Raw genomic sequence first — 22,581 nt, forward strand, 5'->3', positions numbered from 1 at the left:
GCAATATTACATACAAAAATCTTTATGTATTACGTTATTAATTTAAAAATAAATTATTCATCCATTAATCTATACCATCCGTATTTACAGTTATGGATACCCTAATTACATATGAAAAAGAGAGAAGAACATTGGTTAATTCTTCTCTCTTTGTTTATTTTTAAGATAACCATCTATAAAATTTTGCTTTTCCTAATTCTTCATGAGTCTAGAAAAGAATCTAATCCTTTTCTAGACTCAAAAAGAAATTTTTCTAATGTACATAATTACAACGACATTAAACCTCTTTGCTCTTAAATCCACTACTTGTATTATTGATTGCATGAAACTCCTTCTTGAGAAAGGTTTTAATTTCCGAATATTCTGTTGACCGTTATAACATATCCAATTTACAATTTAATTGTGGTGTTCTTTCACAATTAAACTACATAGAATACACTTCATTTATTTGAAAACAATTACAAATAGAGGTGCTAAAATGAAAACTAGAGTAAATCCAGAATTATTACAAGGGTTAGAGATGTTTCCGGATCTCGATTTACGCCCAGAAAATTTGCAATCAATCAGAGAAGGAATAGCTCAAATGAGACCACCTACCGTTGTTGATGACTCTCTTTCTTTAACAGATAAAGTCATTGTTGGGCCTGATGATAATCCGTTACCATTACGAATTTATCGTCCAAAATCAAATCATGAATCTTTACCTGTCTTATTATGGATACATGGTGGAGGTTATATCTTAGGGTCTATAGATGATAACGATGATACTTGTATGAGGTTTGCAAAAGAAGCTAGCTGTGTGGTCGTGTCTGTAGACTACCGCTTAGCACCTGAACACCCTTACCCAGCACCAATTGAGGATTGTTATTCAGCTTTAAAATGGATTGCTGATAATGCAAAGTCATTAAAAATTGATTCGAATCGAATTGGGGTTGCAGGAGTAAGCGCTGGCGGTGGACTAACAGCAGCATTATCATTATTAGCACGAGATCGAAAATATCCTTCAATTTGTTTACAAATGCCACTATATCCAATGATTGATGACAGAAATGATACACCTTCAGCGAATGAAATTAAAGAGGGATTTGTTTGGAACCAAAAGGCAAATGAAGCTGGCTGGAAAATGTATTTAGGAGAAATGTATGGAACGGATCAAATCCCTGCCTATGCAGCACCTTCTCGAGCTGAGGATTATAGTGACTTACCGTATACTTACACATTTGTTGGTCAATTAGATCCATTCCGCAGCGAAACATTAACCTATGTAAGCAAACTAGCACAAGCTGGTGTTGATGTGGAGTTTCATTTATATCCAAATGCCTATCACTGGTTTGAAGGGTTAAATCCAAATGCCGATGTATCTATTTATGCTGTGAACGAAATAGTACAAGCAATAAAGACTGGTTTCAAACGAGTATCCAAGGTTGAGGCTTAATCCCATTACAAGAGAAACACTTATAAATAGTATATATGTATTTATCATTTAAATATAATAGCCGATTCTAAATAAGAATCGGCTATTAATATGTAAAATCCGCCTAATATATCAAGGTTGAGAAACAGATATAAGATGTTTAGGCGATGTGTTTATTTCCTCTGCTAATGCTTTTATGTTCATCATGATTTGAAGTATTTCTTCTTTTGTTGTTCTTGGGTTGATAGAGCAAAGTCGAATTACTACTTTTTCTTTTAATTTAGTCGTACTTAGCATAGCAAATCCTCTTTGATTAATTTCTTCCACCAATTTTTTGTTTATTTCATGAATTGTATCTGTAGATGTTAGCTCACATGGAATATAACGAAAAGTAACAATTCCTAATTGGGCAGGTGTTACTACTTCCCAATCTTTTTCTTTCCTTAAAAACTCTTCAACTTGTTCAGCTAGCATAATGCCATGATCAATTGCCTCACGAAAAGCTGTAACTCCGAATGCTTTAAAAGAAAGCCATACCTTTAATGCTCTAAATCTACGAGAAAGTTCAATTCCACGCTCCCCAAAATTCACTTTTTCTTCTATATTAGTTTCTGTATCCTTAATATACTCTGGGATCATACGGAATGTTTCACTTAAATATTGGCTATTTCGAATAAGTACACAACCGACATCATAAGGCTGAAAAAGCCATTTATGCGGGTCTAACGTTAAAGAATCGGCACGATGAATTCCACTTAATAACTCCCTTCCTTTTTCACTGAGAATTGCTGCAGCCCCATAAGCCCCATCCACGTGTAGCCATATATCTTCATCACCACATACATCAGCCAATTCATCGAGGGAGTCCACCGCTCCGCAATTCGTTGTCCCTGCATTAGCAATAACACAGAATGGTTTTTTCCCTTTTAATCGATCTTCTTTTATTTGTTTTCTTAAAGTACTAACTGAAATTTTTAAGTCTTCATCTGTCTCAATTCGGCAAATTTGATGCTGTTTAAAACCTAATACTTTAAGTGCTCGATCTACAGAAAAATGAGTTTGGTTAGAAAAATAAACAATCGCATTTTCTATGTCATTATTCAGCTTGACCTGTCTCGCTACAGTAAGTGCAGTCAAATTAGCCATGGAACCACCACTGACAAATAATCCTTCAGCTGAATCAGGGAATCCTAGCATTGATTTTAACCAGTTAATTGTCGTTAATTCAATTTGTTCGGCACCTGCACCTACTATCCAAGCTGTAGGAAATACATTAAACCCACTTGCTAAAAAATCTGCTAATACACCAACATAATTATTAGGACCTGGCACAAAAGCCATAAAATGAGGATGATCCACATGAGTAATTTGATTAAACACATTGTTATTAAGAAAATGAAGTAATTCTTTTGGATTAGATCCGTTTTCCGGAATCGTTTCAATTAGCTTGTCTCTAAAAATATTACTATCAATCGTTTCTGAAACTGGTTTACTTTTTAAATGATTCATATGATCAACAATTAAGTCAACCGCTTGATATCCTAACTGACGCATTTCTTCGGCTGATAACTGTAATTTTTTTGTCATTTGATTTACTCCTATTCTATTTAAAAAGGCGAGTTCTTGCTCGCCTTTTCATTTTTTATAATTTGTAATCACAAATTGTTTGTATTGGATTTTGAAGAATCGTGTTGATTAACCCCTGGATGTGATTTAATATTTCCTGTATTTTCTCTGTTTCATATACCGTTTGATCATATCCAAACTTTATTGTAAGTCTTTCTTCAGGGAAGCACATAATTCCATACTTTACATGTGGCTCATCAACAACTTCGTAATCCGTGATAGCAAAATGTCTGTTTTCATTTGAAGAAAAGATTGCTGGATTAGTTGGATAGTTTTCAAAAACCCAAAGATGGTCAGTCAACTCAGTTTTTAATTCACTTTGCTTTTGTATATCAACAAATGAATAGTATGCATACTCATTACATTTCAATGTCTCTAGTTGTACCTTTTGCAGGAAGTCCACAAAAGATTGCGTTTCTGTCCATGCTAATCGGATAGGCAAAACATTTGTGAACAGACCGAACATATTTTCAATTCCTTCTACTTCGGGAGGTCTGACTGATACTAGATTAGGCAATACTACTTCTCTCGTTCCGTTGAATTTGCCAAGCAATATTCCCCATACAGCTAGTAATGCCGTATTCATAGTTATATTATTTTTAGTTACAAATGTCTGTAACTGATCAGTCAAATCCTTGTCTAATGTTAAATCCATAAAAGCGAAGTTTAACCCTTCACTTTTAGATGGGACTTTCTTTTTAGGAATACTAATTTTCTGATTGTATCCTGATAAATAATCTCGCCAAAAATGACGTGCTTTCTCATGATCTTGTGCCAAAGTCCAATCTATAAATGTTTCAAAAGGTTTTACCATGGGTAACCCCGCCGTAGTTCCGGCATTTGTAGTTTCGTAGAGCTGGAATAATTCGTCTATCAAAATGCTGACGCTCCAACCATCACATAATAGATGATGGGAACTCCAAATTACTTTATGCTCGTTATTACCTAGTTGGAATATACAGAGACGTGTCATAAGTTCATCATTTTTAAATCCTCGACTTAAATTTTCATTCATCCACTGTTTTAGGAATTCTTGCTGTTCTTGTTTCGTCATCTCAATCAAGTTTTTTATTTCTGAATTTATTTGAACATCATATAGAACAGCTTGCCAAGGTTTTGCTTGTTCATCTTGCACAATTATTGTTCTTAAAGAATCATGACGATCAACTAATTGTTGGAAACACTGAATAAAGAGTTTAATATCCAGCTCCCCCTCAAGTGCCCAAATTGTTTGTTCAAAATATGCATTTGTATCAGGTTCATTCGTAGCATGCTCATAAATAACTTCCTGGAAAGGTGCTAACGGGTAAATACGTTCTATTTTTATATCCGGCATTTTTTCTTGTATTTTGTTAAGTGTATGTTGATTAAGTTGTTTATCTTTAACATTTAGTAATGTAGCTTTATTATCGTTCATTATGTTTACATCATTTGTTTGTGAACTTGAAAACTGGTCTAGCTTTTTAACAAATTGAACCATGTCCCTTAATATAGGAAATGAAAATATATTTTTTGGTTCAAGCTCGAATCCTTGTCGATACAGTCTGACGGACACTTGAATCGCTTTTATCGAATCTCCACCTAAGGCGAAGAAATGATCATTTACTCCAACTTGATCTATTTTGAGTACTTCTTGCCAAATACTAGTTAATATTTTTTCCATTTCAGTTTTTGGGGCAATAAATACTTTATTTTTTTGTTTCTCCGGAGTAGGGAGCGCTTTTCTATCTAATTTCCCGTTTGGAGTCAGGGGTAATTGGTCCAAATAAACAAAATAAGAAGGAATCATATAATCTGGCAAGTGATCTCGCAAATGCTTTCGTAGTTCTGTTGTACTAATATTTTGCTCAGTTACCACATATGCAACTAAAAATTTTATTCCGTTCTCATCTGTTTGATCAATTACGACAGCATGTTCGACTTGTTTATAAGTTAGAAGACAATGAGAGATTTCTTCTAACTCTACTCGATATCCCTGAATTTTCACTTGGTAATCTTGGCGGCCTAAAAATTCAATATATCCCTCAGAATGCATTTTTCCACAATCTCCTGTTTTATATATAAGACCAAAATCAGGATGTGACACAAACGCTTCATTTGTTTTCTTTTCATCATTTACATATCCTTTAGCAAGGCCCACTCCCCCGATATATAAATCTCCAATTACACCAACAGGGCACATTTTCTTTTCATAGTTCAACACATAATACGTTTGGTTTGCCAAGGGCATCCCGTATGGAATACTATTCCAATGTGATTCCACCTGTTTGACCGGATAATAAATTGACCAAATCGATGCTTCTGTTGCCCCTCCTAGTGAGACTACTTCTGCAATCGGAAAATGTCGTTTTATTTTTTCTGGTAAAGAAAGCGGAATCCAATCTCCACTATGTAAAACTAAACGTAAAGAAGGATATTCAAAATGAGAACCTACTTGCTCCAATGCCAAATCCATGATTGCAGGCACTGTATTCCAAATTGTAATCCCTCTACGTTCGACAGTGCGGATTAATTCTTGCATGTCTCTCGGATCACGAATCATTACTAACATTGCACCTGTGCTTAAAGCTCCGAAAATATCGTATACAGATAGGTCAAAACACATGGAAGAGATACCAATAATACGATCATCTTCATTCACCTCATATTTTTGATTTATGTCTTGAATAGTATTTGTAACCGCTTGGTGAGTAATAATTACTCCTTTTGGTTTTCCTGTACTTCCTGAAGTGTATATAATATAGGCAATATCTTCTGGACCAGCAATAGCGGGTATATCTTCTGTTGTATAAAATGACAAATGATTTTCTTCATAAAGACTAGGTTCTAATAAAAGCTTGCATGAGCTATTTTTTAAAATATATGTTTGGCGATCTAAAGGATGATCTTGATCAATCGGAACATAAGCGGCACCTGATTTTAAAATACCTAACATATTAACAATTGTGTCAACTCGCCTTTTTGCTAAAAGACCCACTTTGTCACCTAGACCAATACCTTGCTCTTTTAAGAAGTGGGCAATTTGATTAGAACGTTTATGAAGTTCCGAGTATGTTAACCATTCTTGTTCAAATACCACTGCTACTTCATCCGGTGTACGTTTTACTTGGTCTGTAAATAATTGATACAGAGTAGTTGAAGGTATTTTTTCTGTTGTTTCATTGTATTGCTTAATTAAAGTTTGATCCGATTCTTTCATCTGCAAAGATGTTATATCGCTTTGTTTCACCAATTGTTCCAATAAGTCAACAAATTGGGAAAACATTGCTTCTATTACATCAACATCAAACAACTCTTCAACATAGTTCCAGCTAATTAATAACTCTCCATTTTTTTCAATTACTACATTATCCAAGTACACTTGTGGAGTCCGAGCATGAATATAGCGAAGAGAACCAAGTTGTTCCCAAGAGAAAGCACCTGCACCTGCTAACATCGAGGTGAAAACGATTGGCATAACTGCTTTTGGCGTCATTTGATGATATCGAGTAAAATCTCGAATAAAGTTAACTCCATCGTAATGACGATGTTCAAGGCCATCTAATAAAGTAGCTTGCGTTTCTTTTACTCTAGTAAAGAAAGTTTGCTCTGGTTTTACATCAACATCCAATAAAATAAGTGATGTGAAATCTCCAACAATCTGTTCTACTTCATCATGAACAGGATAACGGTTAAATACAGTCAAGTTAATTGCTAATCGACGTTGATTACTCCAATATGCCAACACATCACCATATATTGTACAAAGTAGAGCGGAAGGCGTTACCTCTTTCTCTTGTGCTAACTTTCGTAGCTTTGTCCATTTTTTATTATCCAGGATTTTTGTAAGTGATTGGAATTTAGGAGTAGCAATCTCTGCTGGATCCTTTTTTAACAGCAAAGAAGGTGCAAACGGAAAGTCAGGAAGCTTACTTGTCCAATAATCTTTTGCTGTTTTATATTCTTCGCTTTGTTCCATTTCATCATAGATAAACATATAATCTTGAAAATCAAAAGATAAAGATTCTAATTTTTGATTTGGTTTATAATAATAATGCAACAAATCCTGTCCAACAATGTTCATGCTTGCTCCGTCCATTAATAAAGCATCGTATCGAAAACATAATAAATACGTGTCTTCTTTTAAAAGAAAAGCTTTCAATTCAAACAAAGGCCATTGCCCCAAAGGGAATACATGGTTAGTCATTCGAGAACGCTCTTCTTGTAAGCGAGCATGTTGATTCCTATCATCTAAATCTATGAGACTCACTATTTCAATCTCGTAATCAGGAACGCTTTGTAATATTTGCTGTTTTCCCTCTGGTAAAATTACAGCTCGCAACATTGGATGACGATGAATTACCTTTTGAAAACTTTTTGAAAGACGATTGATATCCAAAGCTGTTTCATATTCAAAATATGTTTGAGGGGAAATACCACTTAATTCAAACTGTGAATTCCGTCCTATCATATACGCTGTCTGAACTTCTGTTAAGGAAAATGGCTTAGACAAATCTTTAACATGAGTTGGTCTACTTTCAAGGTTTTCCTCTTTATGCTCTAGCTTTACACAAGAACTCAGTTGAGCGATTGTGGGGTGCTTAAAAAAATCTGTTGTACTTATTTTTAAGCCGTCTTTTCTTAATAAATTAATTACCTGAAGTGCTTTAATAGATTCTCCTTTTAATGCAAAAAAATTATCATGAATACCGATTCCCTCGATCTCCATAACTTTTTCCCATGCACGCACTAATTTTTGTTCAATTTCATTGCGCGGAGCAACGTATGGAATTGATACATAATCCGTTTGTGTTATATCCAACAATCTTTTTCTATCCACTTTTCCATTTGGATTCAATGGAATCTCTTCTACCTGAATCATTTTTTCAGGAATCATAAACTCAGGTAATTTATCACTTAAATATTTTCTGATTTCATCAAAAGACACCTTGTTATCCGATACATAGTAGGCAGCTAATAATTTCCTATTTCCATACACTTGATCAACAACGATAGCCTGGTTTATTTCTGGATATTCCCTTAATTGAGTTTCGATTTCTCTTAATTCAATCCGATACCCCCGAATTTTCACTTGATGATCCATTCTACCTAAATATTCAAGTTCTCCATTAGGCAACCAACGAACGAGATCACCTGTATGATACATCATTTCCCCTGCCGCAAAAGGACTCGGTACAAACTTTTCATCTGTCAGTTTATTTTTACCAAGATACCCTCGTGCTACCGCTACGCCAGCAATGCAGAGTTCACCGGGAATTCCAAATGGTTTTAATTGGCCATACTTATTCAATATATAGGAATGATAATTCGGGTTAGGTTTGCCAATCGTAACTTCTTTGGAAGTGCTCAAGTCTTTTACTGTTGCGCAAATGGTTGTTTCTGTGGGACCATAAATATTTAAAATTGTTGCTTCACTGATACAACGAATTTTTTCAACCAAATCAATGGAAAATGATTCTCCTGCTAATAAAATAGATTTTAAATCTTTTAGAAAAATCGCCCCTTCTGGATCACTCAAAATCACTTCCATTCGCGATGGCGTTGATTCCCATAAATCCACCTTATGTTTTTTGACCAAATGAGCCAATTCTTTTGTTGCAAACTGGTCCTCTGTAGCAATTACTACTTTTGAACCTTGCGTTAAAGGAAGACATATTTCTAACAAGGAAATATCAAAAGATACACTAGCAAGAAACAAGAATGATTGATTAGCTTTTACTTTTTCTCTCATTACATTTAAAAAATGAACTAGCGATTTTTGTTCTATCATTACCCCTTTTGGATTTCCTGTCGATCCTGATGTGTAAATAACATAAGCTAAATCATTAGGATTATGTTCTCGTACTAAATTACTTTCTTCACCTTGAAAAAGATATTCTTTATCAAGATACAGTACTTCACCTGCAAATTGTGGCAATACTTCCTCTGTTCGCTTACTAAGTAAATATTTTGCTTGACTATCTTGTAACATATATTCAATTCGTTCAGTTGGGTAGTTAGGGTCGATTGGTAAATACGCTGCTCCTGCTTTTAAAATCCCCATCATACCAATAATCATTTCTAATGACCGATTTACCATAACGCCAATAATACTTTCTTTTGAAACACCTTTACTTTGAAGAATAGAAGCCAATTGATTCGCTTTCTTATTCAATTCTCTATATGTCAAAGATTGATCATTACAAACAACAGCAATTTGATCTGGAGTTTTTAATACTTGCGCTTCAAACAAATCTTGAAATGATTGAAACAAGTCTATGCCTGTTTGAAAAGTATTCAATCCTTCTAACAACTCTTTTTCTTCTTCTGCAATAATACAAATATCTTTCAATGCCAAATTCGGATTTTGTGAAACTTGCTTTAAAACATAACAATACGAATTGGCAAACTGTTGCAAAGAAGAGAATGAACGGGACTTGCAAGAAATTTGAAATTCAAATTCATTATGTATTTCATTCCATTTTCTTCGTATCCATAGGGCTAAATTATTCTCTGCGTATTCTTCTAGCGAATTTTCATTATGTAATCCTTCCATCCCGATTACAATTTGAAAAGGAGTTAAATTGTGTTTAACTAATAATTCAGAGAGCGGATACTCCTGATTTTCATACCCGAATAAAGTCGTTTGTTCAATCTCATTTACTAATTGTTTAAAGGTGTGATGCGGCTGGATTTCACTTCCTAAAGGAATCAACTTATTAAGATTCTCACTTTGTTCAAGATTCTTTTCAATTATAGGAATACCAATAGTAATTCTTTCTTGATCTGTATAATGTGCCAAACAAACCCTTAAAGCGGCTTGAAACCAGCTAAATAATAATAAATCTTGAGACTTACTTATTTTTTGTATACTTTTACTAAATTCTACATTCACTATGACTTGAACGTATTCACAAGGTGTTTCTTTATTTAGTTGGTAATCGCTATTAAATTTAAATACAGAAAAATCGAGAATCTCGGAAGATAATTGCTCCTTCCAAAACGCTTCTACTTCTTTATTTTCATGAATCGAACTTCGATCTTTAATGTGCATTTTTATCTTTATCCCCCTAATATTCATTTCTTCTACTCGTTAATTTTCAAGCCAACTTCAAGCCCATGGAGAAACACTTGATGACTATCCAAACATAAAAATTGCTGAATATCTTCAAATTTCATATGACCAACTGAACAAACCCCTAAATTTAATGTCTCAGCAACCATATTTAAGGTAGCAGTGATAATGCCTGACTCAATACAAGCAAATAAATATCCATCTGAACCGTATTTCGGGATGGAAGCGTTCGCATTATAAACCAAATAAACTGAGAAGGCAGATTGAGTAAATAAATCCTGATTAATTAACTCATGATCACTTTTGATTACTTGATCAATGTTGTTTACAATCACAAGACTATTTTTTGATGGATTATAATAATAAAATCCAGCTTTCATATCCTCTATACGTTTTGGTTTTACATAAACAAAGATATCAATGGGATAGAGCCCGCCTGCACTTGCGTAATGATAGTATATTTTTTCTTCCCTAACCTGTTTTAGAGTTGATAAGAATCGGGAAAATTCCGAAAAACTAATATGTTTTTCCATATCAAATTGACGACAAGACCTACGTTCCTTGATTATAGTAGGTAGCTCATTTGTTGTTTCAAGTTGAATTTCGGTCGACCGTGCAGCAACGTGCGTGCGATTTAATTGTTTACTCATATACTTATCTAACTTTTCTTTAGAAAAGCGAATCTGGTTGCTATATGGATTTGAAAAAATCTTTTCTTGTGAAGAAAATACTTCTCTTGGGTGTAATATATTACTTACTAACACACGATTTTTTATCATGAGCTCTATGTTTTTTTGTGTCTCTTCTACATTTCCTAACGAAAAGCGCTCTACTAGTTCACTAATTTTCACACCTTTTTGAGCCATAAAATAAAAATCTGGAAACCACTCAGACAGAATACCTGTAAATCTCATTTCCCCTATCAAAACTTCATTATGCAACTTCTCCCAATGCTTAATCGGAGACCAGTAATAAATTTTCTCGCTCATATAACCCTCCATAAACATTTAACTTATTTTTGAAATGCAATTTTCTAATTTACAAAAATTTTTTCGGATTCTGCTCCTTGTCTCATAGTGATTATAAATACATGCACTTTAACGAAACTTGAAAATAATGAAATAACTTTTTCTTCATTAAAATTTTTTATTTCATCATAAAAAATGATTTCTTTTTGGATATTTCACATCCTTTCCCATAGTAATCCTATAAGGTATAAACCATTTGTAACATTGAGAATATTCATGTATTTCCAATGTGAAATTATTGTAATGGATTGGAGAGCGGTTGAATATAGTTATTAAATCAAATAATGTTGAGAAAGTTTTATTTATTATATCGATAAAATTTTATGATGTAATTTATTACAAATAGATTAAGAAAAGAGTTTTAAATTTTTCTTAATCAGTTAGTGTGAAAATATCACATACTATTACATACAATCGAGTTACTTACATTTCATATTCAAAATAGAGAAAAGACACCTTGAATGGTGTCTTTTCTCTATTTTAATTCCATATACTTTTTACGCCTTTGTTATTTTTAAACGATTTGTAGGAGTTAATACAACTCGAATATCTAGTTCGTTATATGTTCGAATATATAATAAACATTATATGAATTACGAATGTATTTCAGGTAATTTTATAAATAAACTCAAAGATATCTTCTCCTCCTACTGTCATAAAAGAAATAATCTATTGCTTATTTCTTTTATTAAATTGTAATATAATTACAGTATGTGAAATTATATTACATTAACTTTAAAAGCGAAGTGAGAATAATCTTCACTTCGCTTTTTTCATTTGCAATCCTTGTTAAATTTGCTCAATGCAGTATTTATTTCCACATTCTTCGCTTTTATTTAATCGGTTTCTCTGTTTTTAAGACAAATGAACTTAATGCAGGAACTTTAATTTTATTGTCATGGACAACATAAAGTAGTTTACTTCCCGCCTGCTTGCCATCTACTAGTACTTTCCAAGGCCCTTTCGATGGAAGTGTTATTTCAACAGCTTCTCTATTTGCATTGTGAGCCACTGTAAAGTATTCATGTTTATTCCCCTCTATTATATAAGCTACAGTATTTTTTGGAGCATCAATAAATGATACGTGTGTTTTTATTTGCTCTGCAGATGTCATTCGAAAAGCTGAGTACTTTTTGCGTAATTCTATTAAACCCTTCATATAATCTACTTCATTATTAAACGTTGCACGGCGCAGCCAATCCATCTGGTTAATTGAGTCTGGAGATTTGTAACTATTATGATCACCGTATTTCGTCCGCATAAACTCTTGCCCTGCATGTAAAAATGGAATTCCTTGTGATGTTAATAAAATCGAAGAAGACAATTTGTGCATTTGTGTTCGCACTTCATCGCTGTCACCTGGATTAGTTAACTCAAGTTTATCCCATAATGTATGATTGTCATGTGCTTCCACATAAGTTAGCACCTGCTCTGGATCTTGATAGGTAGACGAATTTGTATCGTAGTCAATACCTGCCGTAATACCTTTTTTAATACGATCTTCCATGTTTTCCTTTCCATTTATAAAACCATTTTCTTTTTCCTCAAATACACTACCTTTTAACCCATCACGTATATTATCGTTAAAATGAGCAATCCCTTTCATTTTCTCTGCATTTTTTTGATTTGCTTTCAGCTCAGCTGCAAGAGGTGTATTTAAATCCCATCCTTCTCCGTGTAGTATAATAGAAGGGTCAATTTGATTAACAGCTTTACGTATTTCATTCATCGTTTCATAATCATGAATACCCATTAAATCAAAACGGAATCCATCTAAATTGTATTCTTTTGCCCAATATGTTACGGAATCTATCATAAATTTCCTCATCATTTTTCTTTCTGAAGCAGTATCATTTCCTACTCCAGTTCCATTTGCAAATGTTCCATCTTCATTGTAACGATAATAATAACCTGGAACTAACTTATGAAAATTAGATTCAGCAGCGTTATACATATGGTTATATACTACATCCATCACTACTCGAAGATTATTATCATGTAGTGTTTGAACCATTTGCTTTAATTCAGTTATTCGAACAGTTGGCTCATAAGGATTTGTAGAATAGGAGCCTTCTGGAACGTTGAAATTTTTAGGATCATATCCCCAGTTATATTGCGGTTCATTTAAAGTCTCTTCATTTACTGAAGCATAATCAAATATCGGTAAAAACTGAACGTGAGTAACACCAAGCTCCTTTATATGATCAAGTCCTGTTTTTACACCTTTTGGCCCTTTTGTACCTTTTTCTGTTACACCTAAATACTTCCCTTTCTGTTTAATACCACTTTCAGGTTGGATGGAAAGATCGCGTACATGTAACTCATAAATAATAGCATCTTCCGGATTTTTAAATTTTGGCTTTTTGTTTGCTTTCCATTTTTTCGGATTTGTTTCTTCTAAATTAACGACTGCACCTTTATCCCCATTTACAGAAGCAGCACGCACATATGGATCAACCGCTTCAGTCCACTTATCACCAATTTTGACCTTATACGTATAAAAGAGCCCTTTTTGGTTCCCCTTTAGTTCTGCTGTCCAAGTTCCCTTTTCACCTTGTTGCATGTTTATTTCAGCACCTATTTTATCGTTCCAGTTTTTATATGTAACTAACTTCGCTTCGCTTGCAGTAGGAGCCCATAAACGGAACTTTGTATGTTGCGGAGTATATGTATTTCCTAAATCGTTGCCACCATAATAAAATAAATTATCAAATTCTTCGCTACGAATGACTTTACCAATTTCAGTATTCGTATCAGCTAAGTTTTCAATTTTAACTTTGTATGTTTGTTTTAAATCAATTTTCTGTTCCGTAATTATTTTAACCTTATTAGTAATATCTCCACTGTTTGTATCATAAGGAGTAATATTTTTAATTTTAATGCCTTCAATTTCAATTTTCTTTTCCTTAATATGAAACGGGACATTAGTCGTTACAGTAATTTCATTGAAACTATCAATAGTTGCTTTTTGAATTGAGAGATCCGATGAAGGCTTAGAGTTATATACTTTTTCATCACCCGAAAGAATCCATACTTCAGCACGACCGTCCTTTATATTTTCAATCCAAAGATCCCCACCATCTTTTTCCCATTCATTTGTTCGAACTATAAATCCTACACGATTATAGTCACCGTCTATTTTTATCTTAGCGTATTTTCCAAATTCATCTTCACCAGTAAATTCATAAGATGTACCATTTGCATTTTCTCCCCATAACCAAAGATTCCAGTCTTTTGTATTTCCAAGCTTTTCTTTGTAATGAATGATAATTTCAGTTGTTTTCAAATTTGAAACTGCCTTCACACTCTGAAAAGAGAAAACAGATGATAACATAATGATTAAAGTAAGTAATAAAACTTTTTTATTAATTAATCTTTTTGTAATTTGCACCACATACACCCTTTCTTCAAATATTACTAACGATTTATTATGCTTTCACTGAATAAAACTGCTTAAATTTATCTAGAAATCTCTTTAACTTCACCTCCATATTGGCTATTTTCACGTATGTATTTCAATGACCTTTTAATACGAAAACGTTTGCATTAATGCTTAAAAAAATAGATTTGTGTATGCCCTCATATATTTGTAAATGCTAAAAGGTCAGGGAAATCATTTTAAAGCAATCGTTTGTTATCGCTTTCATTTTATAGACTTTCTATCAAGAGGTCAATATATTATTAATTTTCTGTTTTTACACACTTTAAACCTTATTTATTTGTCGCAACTTCTTACAGATAACGCACCTAATTATTGCTTAGTCAGTTTATTTCCAACAATACATTGCTAAGTAAAAAAACAGCTAATATCCTTAAAATGATATTAGCTGTTTTTCATAATGTATTAATATATGAATGATAACTATATTTCTAAATTACTTAATTTTTGCTGCATCGAATGCCTTTTGAACTGCTTGAACTTCAGCTGTATTTGCACCATATTTATTAGTTGCCACTCGAATACATGCTGATCTCAATTCTTTGAAATTAGAAGTCATGTTTAACTCATCAGTATTTGCATAATAGAAAATATCAAACATTTTATCTTCACCAATTCCTTTAACAGTTACTCCGTTATGAGTACCGCCTTTTGCAATGAGATACGCAACTTTATTAATAATACTTGAATTAAAATGAACACCGCCTTGATCCCATCCATTAAAATCGTTAAATTCACTGTAATCATCTGGATAAGGTACTCCTAGTGAAGATGGAACAGAAGCTGGGTTTTCCATATCACGGAAAACAGATCCTGTTTGTTCTCCCATTGTCCAGTTAAAGTTTCCATTATTTACGTATTTCTCAATAGATGTTCCCATAATATCAGATAGTGCCTCATTAATCGCACCAGATTCCCCGTAATATTCAAGATTAGATTCGCTAGAAGTAACAGCATGTGTAAATTCATGTCCAGCTACGTCATATGCTTTAACAATAGGATCACCATATACAAGCATACTTCCATTATTAGCACTTAATGCATTCTGCCAATTCTTCGGATCATTCGTCTCTTCAGAATCCCAAGCGTGTACAACTGAAACTACCTTTTGTCCTTTATTATCAAAGCTATTACGCTTGTATTTATCTTTATAAAAATCAAATACTTTTGTTGCTAAGTAATGAGCACTTACCGCTTTTGGGTCGTTAAATGTTGCCGAAGTACTAGTCGCTAATGTACCAGGATAATAGCTTTCTTCTTTAGTAATATCTCTGTAATTCACATCATATGTTTCAATGCCTTGCCCTCTTGTATAATCAGCAAGAGCATATTTGCCATTACTTTGTTTAGAGATACCAAATGAACGATTAATACCTAAATCATCTTTTCCTGTTCCCGTTAATGATGTAAGGCTGCTTTGTTTACTTTTCTTTAAGGCTCCAACTAGTTTTTCACTTGCTTTTAAGTTAGATTCTTTTACCATATTTTTTAACATATCACCATTTTGTGCATTTACTAAATAAGTACCAGAAACATAGTTTGGTGTTGCAGCTTCGAAGGTAACTTGGTATGCATTGCTAGCTTGTCCATTATTTTCATCAACAAAAATAACCTCTTTAACTTCTGGCTCAGAAATAAACTTGATATCGTTCCCGTATTTCGTATAAATATATTGTTTTGCTTCATCTTTTGATAGATTAATAGTTTTTTTCAATTCTTCTTGTTTTAAATTTTGCGCGCTATCGCCTGAAACACTTTTAATAACACCCTTATTATCTACGTGTGCAGTTAATTGATGTCCATATACTTCTTTTCCTTCGTATGTTTGCTGCATACGCACAAGTGTAGTTCCATCATACGAACCACGTTTTTGAAGGACTTTATAATCTACTCCTGCTTCTCCATTGACTTGTTTTTGGGACAGAGCTTGTTCTGTTTTCTCCTTAAGTGCATCCTTTACTACATTTTCTGGTGCCTTTTGTGACGGCTGTGTAAGTTCACCCGAACGGAACGATTCCTCCTGAATTTGAACTTGTAGTTGATCTGTTTCCTCTGCATGACCTACCCCATATGGTGCCACAGCTGTTAAAGCTAATCCTGTTGTTAATGCTACCTTAGTTAATGTCTTTTTGTTTTTCATTATTTCACCTCGTATAATTTTTGAAATAGAAAGCTTGTACAAAGTATACTGTCTATTAATGTCTAAAAAAAGAGAAAATACACAATTTATGTAACATTATGCAAAATTACATAAATTAAGGATGATGCTACAATTAAAGAACAACTCATATAAATGCATTAATTTCAATAAAAAAGAGCTCCCTAAGACGCTCATCCAATTGGTTAGTTATTAATTATCTATATTCATTCTAATAAAAGTATACTTATATCTAAATAACAACATAAAAACCCACTCTTTACTATTGTAAGAGTGGGTTTAATGCTATTAAAATAACAATTACTATAAGAAACCTTATAATTTATATTTTTTTAGTAATCCTACTAAGTTTTTTGTAAAATTCACCTTTTGTTTTTATATGCTTAAACTGATTTGGATTAATATTTGCTTTTTGTGAGAGTGCTACAATCTCTTCTTTTGTAATTGAATCTTTCGTATTTATAGATGCTATATTTGTGTATTTTCCGTCTTCTGTTTTTGGAATTTCTAAAATCCCTTTATTCACAAGATCAACTACAGCCTTATGCTCTGAAGAATGTAAATCTACACCAGTAATTTTCCAATTATGCATAACTTTCGGTGTGTATACACCGTTCTTTACCTCTTTTAAATATGTAATAGCAAGGTTACGAATGGTTCCACCTGTTTCTCCAAATGCATTCTCTTGTTTAGATGACCAAATTTGTTCAAACTTACGCCCCTCTAAAGCTCCCCCTTTTGCCTGAAGAGCCTCCATTCTATATGCATTCATTCCCAGCGTCATAACATCGCTCATTTTGATTGGTTTGTTTGTACGAATAGAGCGTAAATTTGTAATTCTGCTTCCGTATGGTTTTGTTAAGTCAATTTCGTATTTTACGCCTCCAAAGAAATCGTTCGTACTGTATTTAGATGCACGGCGGGTTTTATCAAAGCTAACGGTTACATCTCCGGCACGAGATGAGTTAAAATATCCTGCTGCCCATTCCATATAGTCTTTTAAATCTTTTCCAGAAATCTTATATACTGTAATTTCTCCCAAGGCATATTGGTAATTGTACGCAATATCTTTTTTCTTAATAGGACCTGTATCCAAACGGGCATAATCATTATCAATTTGATGGGCTACTACATCTGCTTTACTGTAGTAGAGCATGACTTCATGAAAGAAATCTGATAAAGGTGTTTCTTGAATCTGAACACTTGGAATACCCTTTATTTCATTTTCAGGAACAAGATTTCTACCCTTTAATTGAGCGACTACAACATTTGCATCTCCTCTCGCATATTCGTGAAAAGGTGTTAGTGTTTCTTCAAGTGTAGGATCAGATAATATCGTTGTTCCATCAGCATTTTTTACAGGTATAGCGGTAGCAGTTTTATCTTTTAAAACCAACTTCCCATCTTGCTTTGTAAAAGTAAGGTCAATACGTGAAATATGTGTTCCATATTTATCTGGCTCTGTAATAATTACGCCATTTACAACTTCTTTTTTTACAAGTTTATGCATGTGAGCCGCAAAAATAGCGCTTAGTTCCGGACAAGCATTTGCAATATCTTGAACACCAGTACCAGGGATACCATTCTCATTTTCTAATCCCATATGCATAACTCCTACCATTACATCTACTTTACCTTCTAATTCCTTAATTGCCTTTTTCGTCTCTTCTACCGGATTTTTCACCACTAAACCATCTAAGTGATCTGTCCCTTTTTCAAAATCACTAATCATTGGTGTATTCATACCAATAATCCCAACTTTAATTCCACCTTTTTCTACAATTGTATATGCAGGAAGAAAGCGCTCTCCATTTTCCTTATAAATATTTCCTGCTAACGTTTTTCCCTTATATTGCTCACTAACTTTTTTCAATGTATCTAATCCAAAATTGAATTCATGATTTCCAAATGCCCAGGCATCATACCCCATTGTATTCATCGCTACCATCATTGGCGATTGTGGCTTATCGTTGAATAATTCTACTGAGTTTCCTTGAATTGTATCCCCGGCATCTACTAATATGGTATTTGGATTTTCTTGACGGACCTTCTTTATAACCGTATAAAGCTGCGTCAAACTTCCACTCATATTTGCTCCATCAAGCGCATAATCCCAAGGCATAAATCTACCATGAATATCTGCAGTACCTAACAATGTAATATTAACTTCAGATTCCTCAGCCTTAGAGATAGATGGTTTGACTATTACTGCCGTTCCAAGCAGTAATAGAATTACAAAGTAACATACATAGTTCTTCCATTTCATTTTTTGCATAATAATAATATTTCTCCCCTTTTTGTACTTTCATAAAGTTGCTTGAACTATAAAAATGTAACTTATTATTCAGGAAACTTCAACTACAAAAGATAATTTTGAAGGTGGTTCTGTTGCAAAAATAAAGAGAATAAATTGCATACATCCCCTAACAGAATTGTATTTTATCGTTTTCTGACAGAATACTCCTTCCTTAAGCGTGTGAAGTGTACTTTCAAAATAAGAACATATCATTTATCATTATTTCAATTTATTAAAACGGGCATATACAATATGTTATGATGATTAATTTTTTGAATTTCGTTGCTGATTTATTTCCTTCTAAATAAAAACACTTTCAAAAAAAATAACCCCGCTCTTCATTTAAGACGGGGTTACACTTATACAGAAAATCGGATAGTTTCATATTTTCTTAAGCTTATTGGTTACTTTCAACTAATTTCATTCTATTTTTGTTTTCTTCTGAATCAATATGAATCAACCATTTTCCTTGTTTATAATACGTATCAATAACTAGGGAATAATTTTTACTTTTCAATTTCACAAAGCAATTTTATCTCTTTGATTTGTAACATATGACGCTGTTCATGCAAATAGATCAGTTCTATCCACTGATCAAGGGGCAATTCTCCAAGAGCTGGATGCATCACTGATTTTTTCGCTAATACAGACTCATCTTCTATTGTACTCAGGAAACGCATCAATTCTTTTCTTGATTCGTTTAGCATATTGAGCATTTGCTGCACTTCAAATGGTTCTATACTTGGTTCAATCATTTCTGGAGCTATAAACTTTTTCGTTCTATCTAATAAAATAGTGTGAATTTCTTTACGCTCATTTTGGGTACTATCTAACTTTTTTAATCCTGACGAAATAACTGTTATCACTCTCTCATCTAATAAAACTAAATGATGACAAATTTGTGCAATACTCCATTTATCCTTATCTGGTTTCCTATTAAATTGAGCATTACTCAACAAAGTAATTTCCTCAACTAATTGATTTCTCGTTTCATAAAACTTGTCATTTACAATTTTATCCATGTGGATTCTCCTTTCATTGCAGCCTACATACTTAAATTTCTACGCTAGAAATATTATCTTCGAAAAAAGATTTTCTTTCACTACTAGTCCAATTTCATTTTAAAACCACAAATGAAGTTATTTGTTTTTTATATATTTTTAATTGGCACAAATAAATCAACCTTTAACTTTCCTTCTAGATCTTCAGCAACATTATTTAAGCAAAACTCTAAATTATCTCTATCATAATCTGCATCATACTCACTATTTGGTAGCCACTCTGCATACATGTATTGATACGCTTCACTTAATTTATGAGGTTCATCATAGAACTGGCATAGACCATATGTACCTCCATCTAATCTTTTAAATTGCACAGTATGATACTTTTCTTTATCAAAGTTTTCAGGAATCGTAATACATGCATCATGCCGGCACTTATGACTTGCAACAAGTTCAGGATTATCCAATGATATTCCGATAAATGATTGCTCTGGTGGATACAGTTTATTTTCAATTGACCAATTCAGTAACTTTCCCCAGTGATCTTGCGGTTCAAAGTAGCTACCAGTTCGTCTTATATACGCTACTTCTAATGGTGGTAATTTTTTTATAACAACTTTCATTTATATCTTCTCCCCTATAAATATGTACACTGTTTAATTAGCTTTCTTTAACATTTATTCCTTCTTAAATAAAAAGAATTCTCTAATCATATAAAGTGAAACTTTAATCAGCGGGAGATGAATTTGAATTGAAATATAATTGATTACTATTACTACTAAAGTAGTATGTACTTTCATACTTTTATTTGATTTTACATTCTTTTTAAATCGATATATTAATTGTAAGAAAATAAAAAGGTGGAGGATTTTAATTGATTAAAGGAATATACGAAGCGCATTTACCAGTATAATGTCCTATCAATTTATCATTAAATAAATGTAAAAAATGACCCTATTTATTCATTTTTAATGCGTATGTATGTACATTTGTTAATTTATTCGATATATTATGGGTATTGAATGATTACGTGAAGTGTATAGGTCGCTTATATAACACCTTATATTTTTATATCCGTGAAAACTACAAAGTGTATGAAAATCCATTTGTCAAATGAATTTAGTGCGGAAGGAGGTTTGTGGTTACTTCATAGGGTATAATAATCAGTTTTTTACTGATAAAAATATAGGAGGCGACATAATGTTTCGTACGATTTCAAATTTCATGAGAGTAGCTGAGATAAGAAGGAAAATCCTTTTTACACTAGCGATGTTAATCGTTTTTCGAATTGGCACGTTTATTCCAGTTCCTCATACTAACGCAGAGGTATTAAAAGTACAAGATCAAGCTAACGTTCTAGGTATGTTAAACGTATTTGGCGGAGGAGCATTGCAACACTTCTCAATCTTTGCTGTAGGTATTACACCATATATTACAGCTTCCATCATAGTACAGTTACTACAAATGGATGTTATACCTAAATTTTCGGAATGGGCAAAGCAAGGAGAAATGGGCCGTAAGAAATCAGCTCAATTCACTCGATACTTTACAATCATTCTCGCATTCATACAGGCCATCGGAATGTCTTATGGCTTTAATAATATAGCAGGTGGACAATTAATAACAGATCAAAGCTGGACTACATACTTATTTATTGCGACAGTTTTAACTGCAGGTACTGCATTTTTACTTTGGTTAGGCGAACAAATTACCGCTAACGGAGTTGGTAATGGTATTTCGATGATTATCTTCGCAGGTCTCGTTGCCGCCATTCCAAATGTTGCAAATCAAATTTATTTACAACAATTCCAAAATGCTGGCGATCAGCTATTTATGCACATAATAAAAATTATTTTAATTGGACTCGTAATTTTAGCGATAGTTGTTGGTGTTATTTACATTCAACAAGCTGTACGTAAAATACCGATCCAATATGCAAAAGCTGTTTCAGGAAACAATCAATATCAAGGAGCAAAAAACACTCATTTACCGCTTAAAGTAAATAGTGCTGGTGTTATACCAGTTATCTTTGCTTCTGCATTTTTAATGACGCCGCGTACAATTGCGCAGCTCTTCCCTGATTCAAGCGTATCAAAATGGTTAGTTGCAAATCTTGATTTCGCACATCCAATTGGAATGACACTTTATGTCGGTCTTATCGTTGCTTTCACATACTTCTACGCATTTATTCAAGTAAATCCTGAACAAATGGCTGAGAATTTGAAAAAGCAAAATGGATATGTTCCTGGTATTCGTCCTGGTAAAGCAACTGAACAATATGTAACTAAAATTCTATACCGTCTAACATTTATCGGTGCAATTTTCTTAGGTGCTATTTCTATATTACCGCTCGTATTCACGAAAATTGCTACGTTACCACCTTCTGCTCAAATTGGTGGTACAAGCTTACTTATCATTGTCGGTGTAGCACTAGAAACTATGAAGACGTTAGAAAGCCAGCTTGTAAAACGTTATTATAAAGGCTTTATTAAAAAAGTGAATTAATTATCAAAAACACAGTTGGTTATTTTTCCAACTGTGTTTTTGATTTTATCAGTCCTG

Annotated in this window: 10 protein-coding genes; 2 read left to right on the forward strand and 8 right to left on the reverse strand. The window is 33.2% G+C overall.

Annotated elements, in window-relative coordinates; all coding sequences use genetic code 11:
* The first annotated feature begins 478 nt into the window (after positions 1-478).
* Positions 479-1,435, forward strand: coding sequence for an alpha/beta hydrolase (locus NST90_RS13220; RefSeq protein WP_046392782.1), 957 nt, complete (start codon positions 479-481; stop codon positions 1,433-1,435).
* A gap of 111 nt (positions 1,436-1,546) precedes the next feature.
* Here NST90_RS13220 and NST90_RS13225 read toward each other — a convergent pair whose 3' ends face one another.
* The 8 genes from NST90_RS13225 to NST90_RS13260 all read right to left on the reverse strand — a co-directional run bounded on the left by NST90_RS13225 (position 1,547) and on the right by NST90_RS13260 (position 20,642).
* Complete coding sequence (locus tag NST90_RS13225) at positions 1,547-3,001, reverse strand: aminotransferase class I/II-fold pyridoxal phosphate-dependent enzyme (protein WP_000162820.1); 1,455 nt, start codon at positions 2,999-3,001, stop codon at positions 1,547-1,549.
* Positions 3,002-3,056: 55 nt separating this feature from the next.
* A complete protein-coding gene (locus NST90_RS13230; protein ID WP_242316508.1) occupies positions 3,057-10,073 on the reverse strand; it encodes a non-ribosomal peptide synthetase in 7,017 nt (2,338 codons plus the stop codon).
* A gap of 32 nt (positions 10,074-10,105) precedes the next feature.
* Positions 10,106-11,083, reverse strand: coding sequence for a SagB/ThcOx family dehydrogenase (locus NST90_RS13235; RefSeq protein ID WP_001290967.1), 978 nt, complete (start codon positions 11,081-11,083; stop codon positions 10,106-10,108).
* 871 nt (positions 11,084-11,954) lie between these two features.
* Positions 11,955-14,513: a type I pullulanase gene (gene pulA / locus NST90_RS13240; RefSeq protein WP_046392784.1), complete on the reverse strand. Its 2,559-nt coding sequence runs from the start codon at positions 14,511-14,513 to the stop codon at positions 11,955-11,957.
* Between the two features lie 484 nt (positions 14,514-14,997).
* Complete coding sequence (locus tag NST90_RS13245; protein ID WP_000791448.1) at positions 14,998-16,701, reverse strand: M4 family metallopeptidase; 1,704 nt, start codon at positions 16,699-16,701, stop codon at positions 14,998-15,000.
* Between the two features lie 340 nt (positions 16,702-17,041).
* A complete protein-coding gene (locus tag NST90_RS13250; protein ID WP_088867800.1) occupies positions 17,042-18,994 on the reverse strand; it encodes a 5'-nucleotidase C-terminal domain-containing protein in 1,953 nt (650 codons plus the stop codon).
* A 527-nt stretch (positions 18,995-19,521) separates the two neighbouring features.
* Positions 19,522-20,037, reverse strand: a complete 516-nt coding sequence (locus tag NST90_RS13255) for a DinB family protein (protein ID WP_046392786.1) — start codon at positions 20,035-20,037, stop codon at positions 19,522-19,524.
* Between the two features lie 128 nt (positions 20,038-20,165).
* The gene (locus NST90_RS13260; protein WP_000869607.1) at positions 20,166-20,642 is read right to left on the reverse strand and encodes a GyrI-like domain-containing protein; all 477 of its coding nucleotides are present in this window, start codon (positions 20,640-20,642) and stop codon (positions 20,166-20,168) included.
* A gap of 577 nt (positions 20,643-21,219) precedes the next feature.
* On the opposite strand from NST90_RS13260, the gene secY reads away from it, so the two are divergent.
* Entirely contained in the window at positions 21,220-22,524 is a 1,305-nt protein-coding gene (gene secY / locus NST90_RS13265) for a preprotein translocase subunit SecY (protein WP_339200158.1), read from the forward strand.
* The last annotated feature ends 57 nt before the right edge of the window (positions 22,525-22,581 follow it).

It is taken from the genome of Bacillus sp. FSL E2-8900 (assembly GCF_037966225.1).
GTDB lineage: Bacteria > Bacillota > Bacilli > Bacillales > Bacillaceae_G > Bacillus_A > Bacillus_A cereus.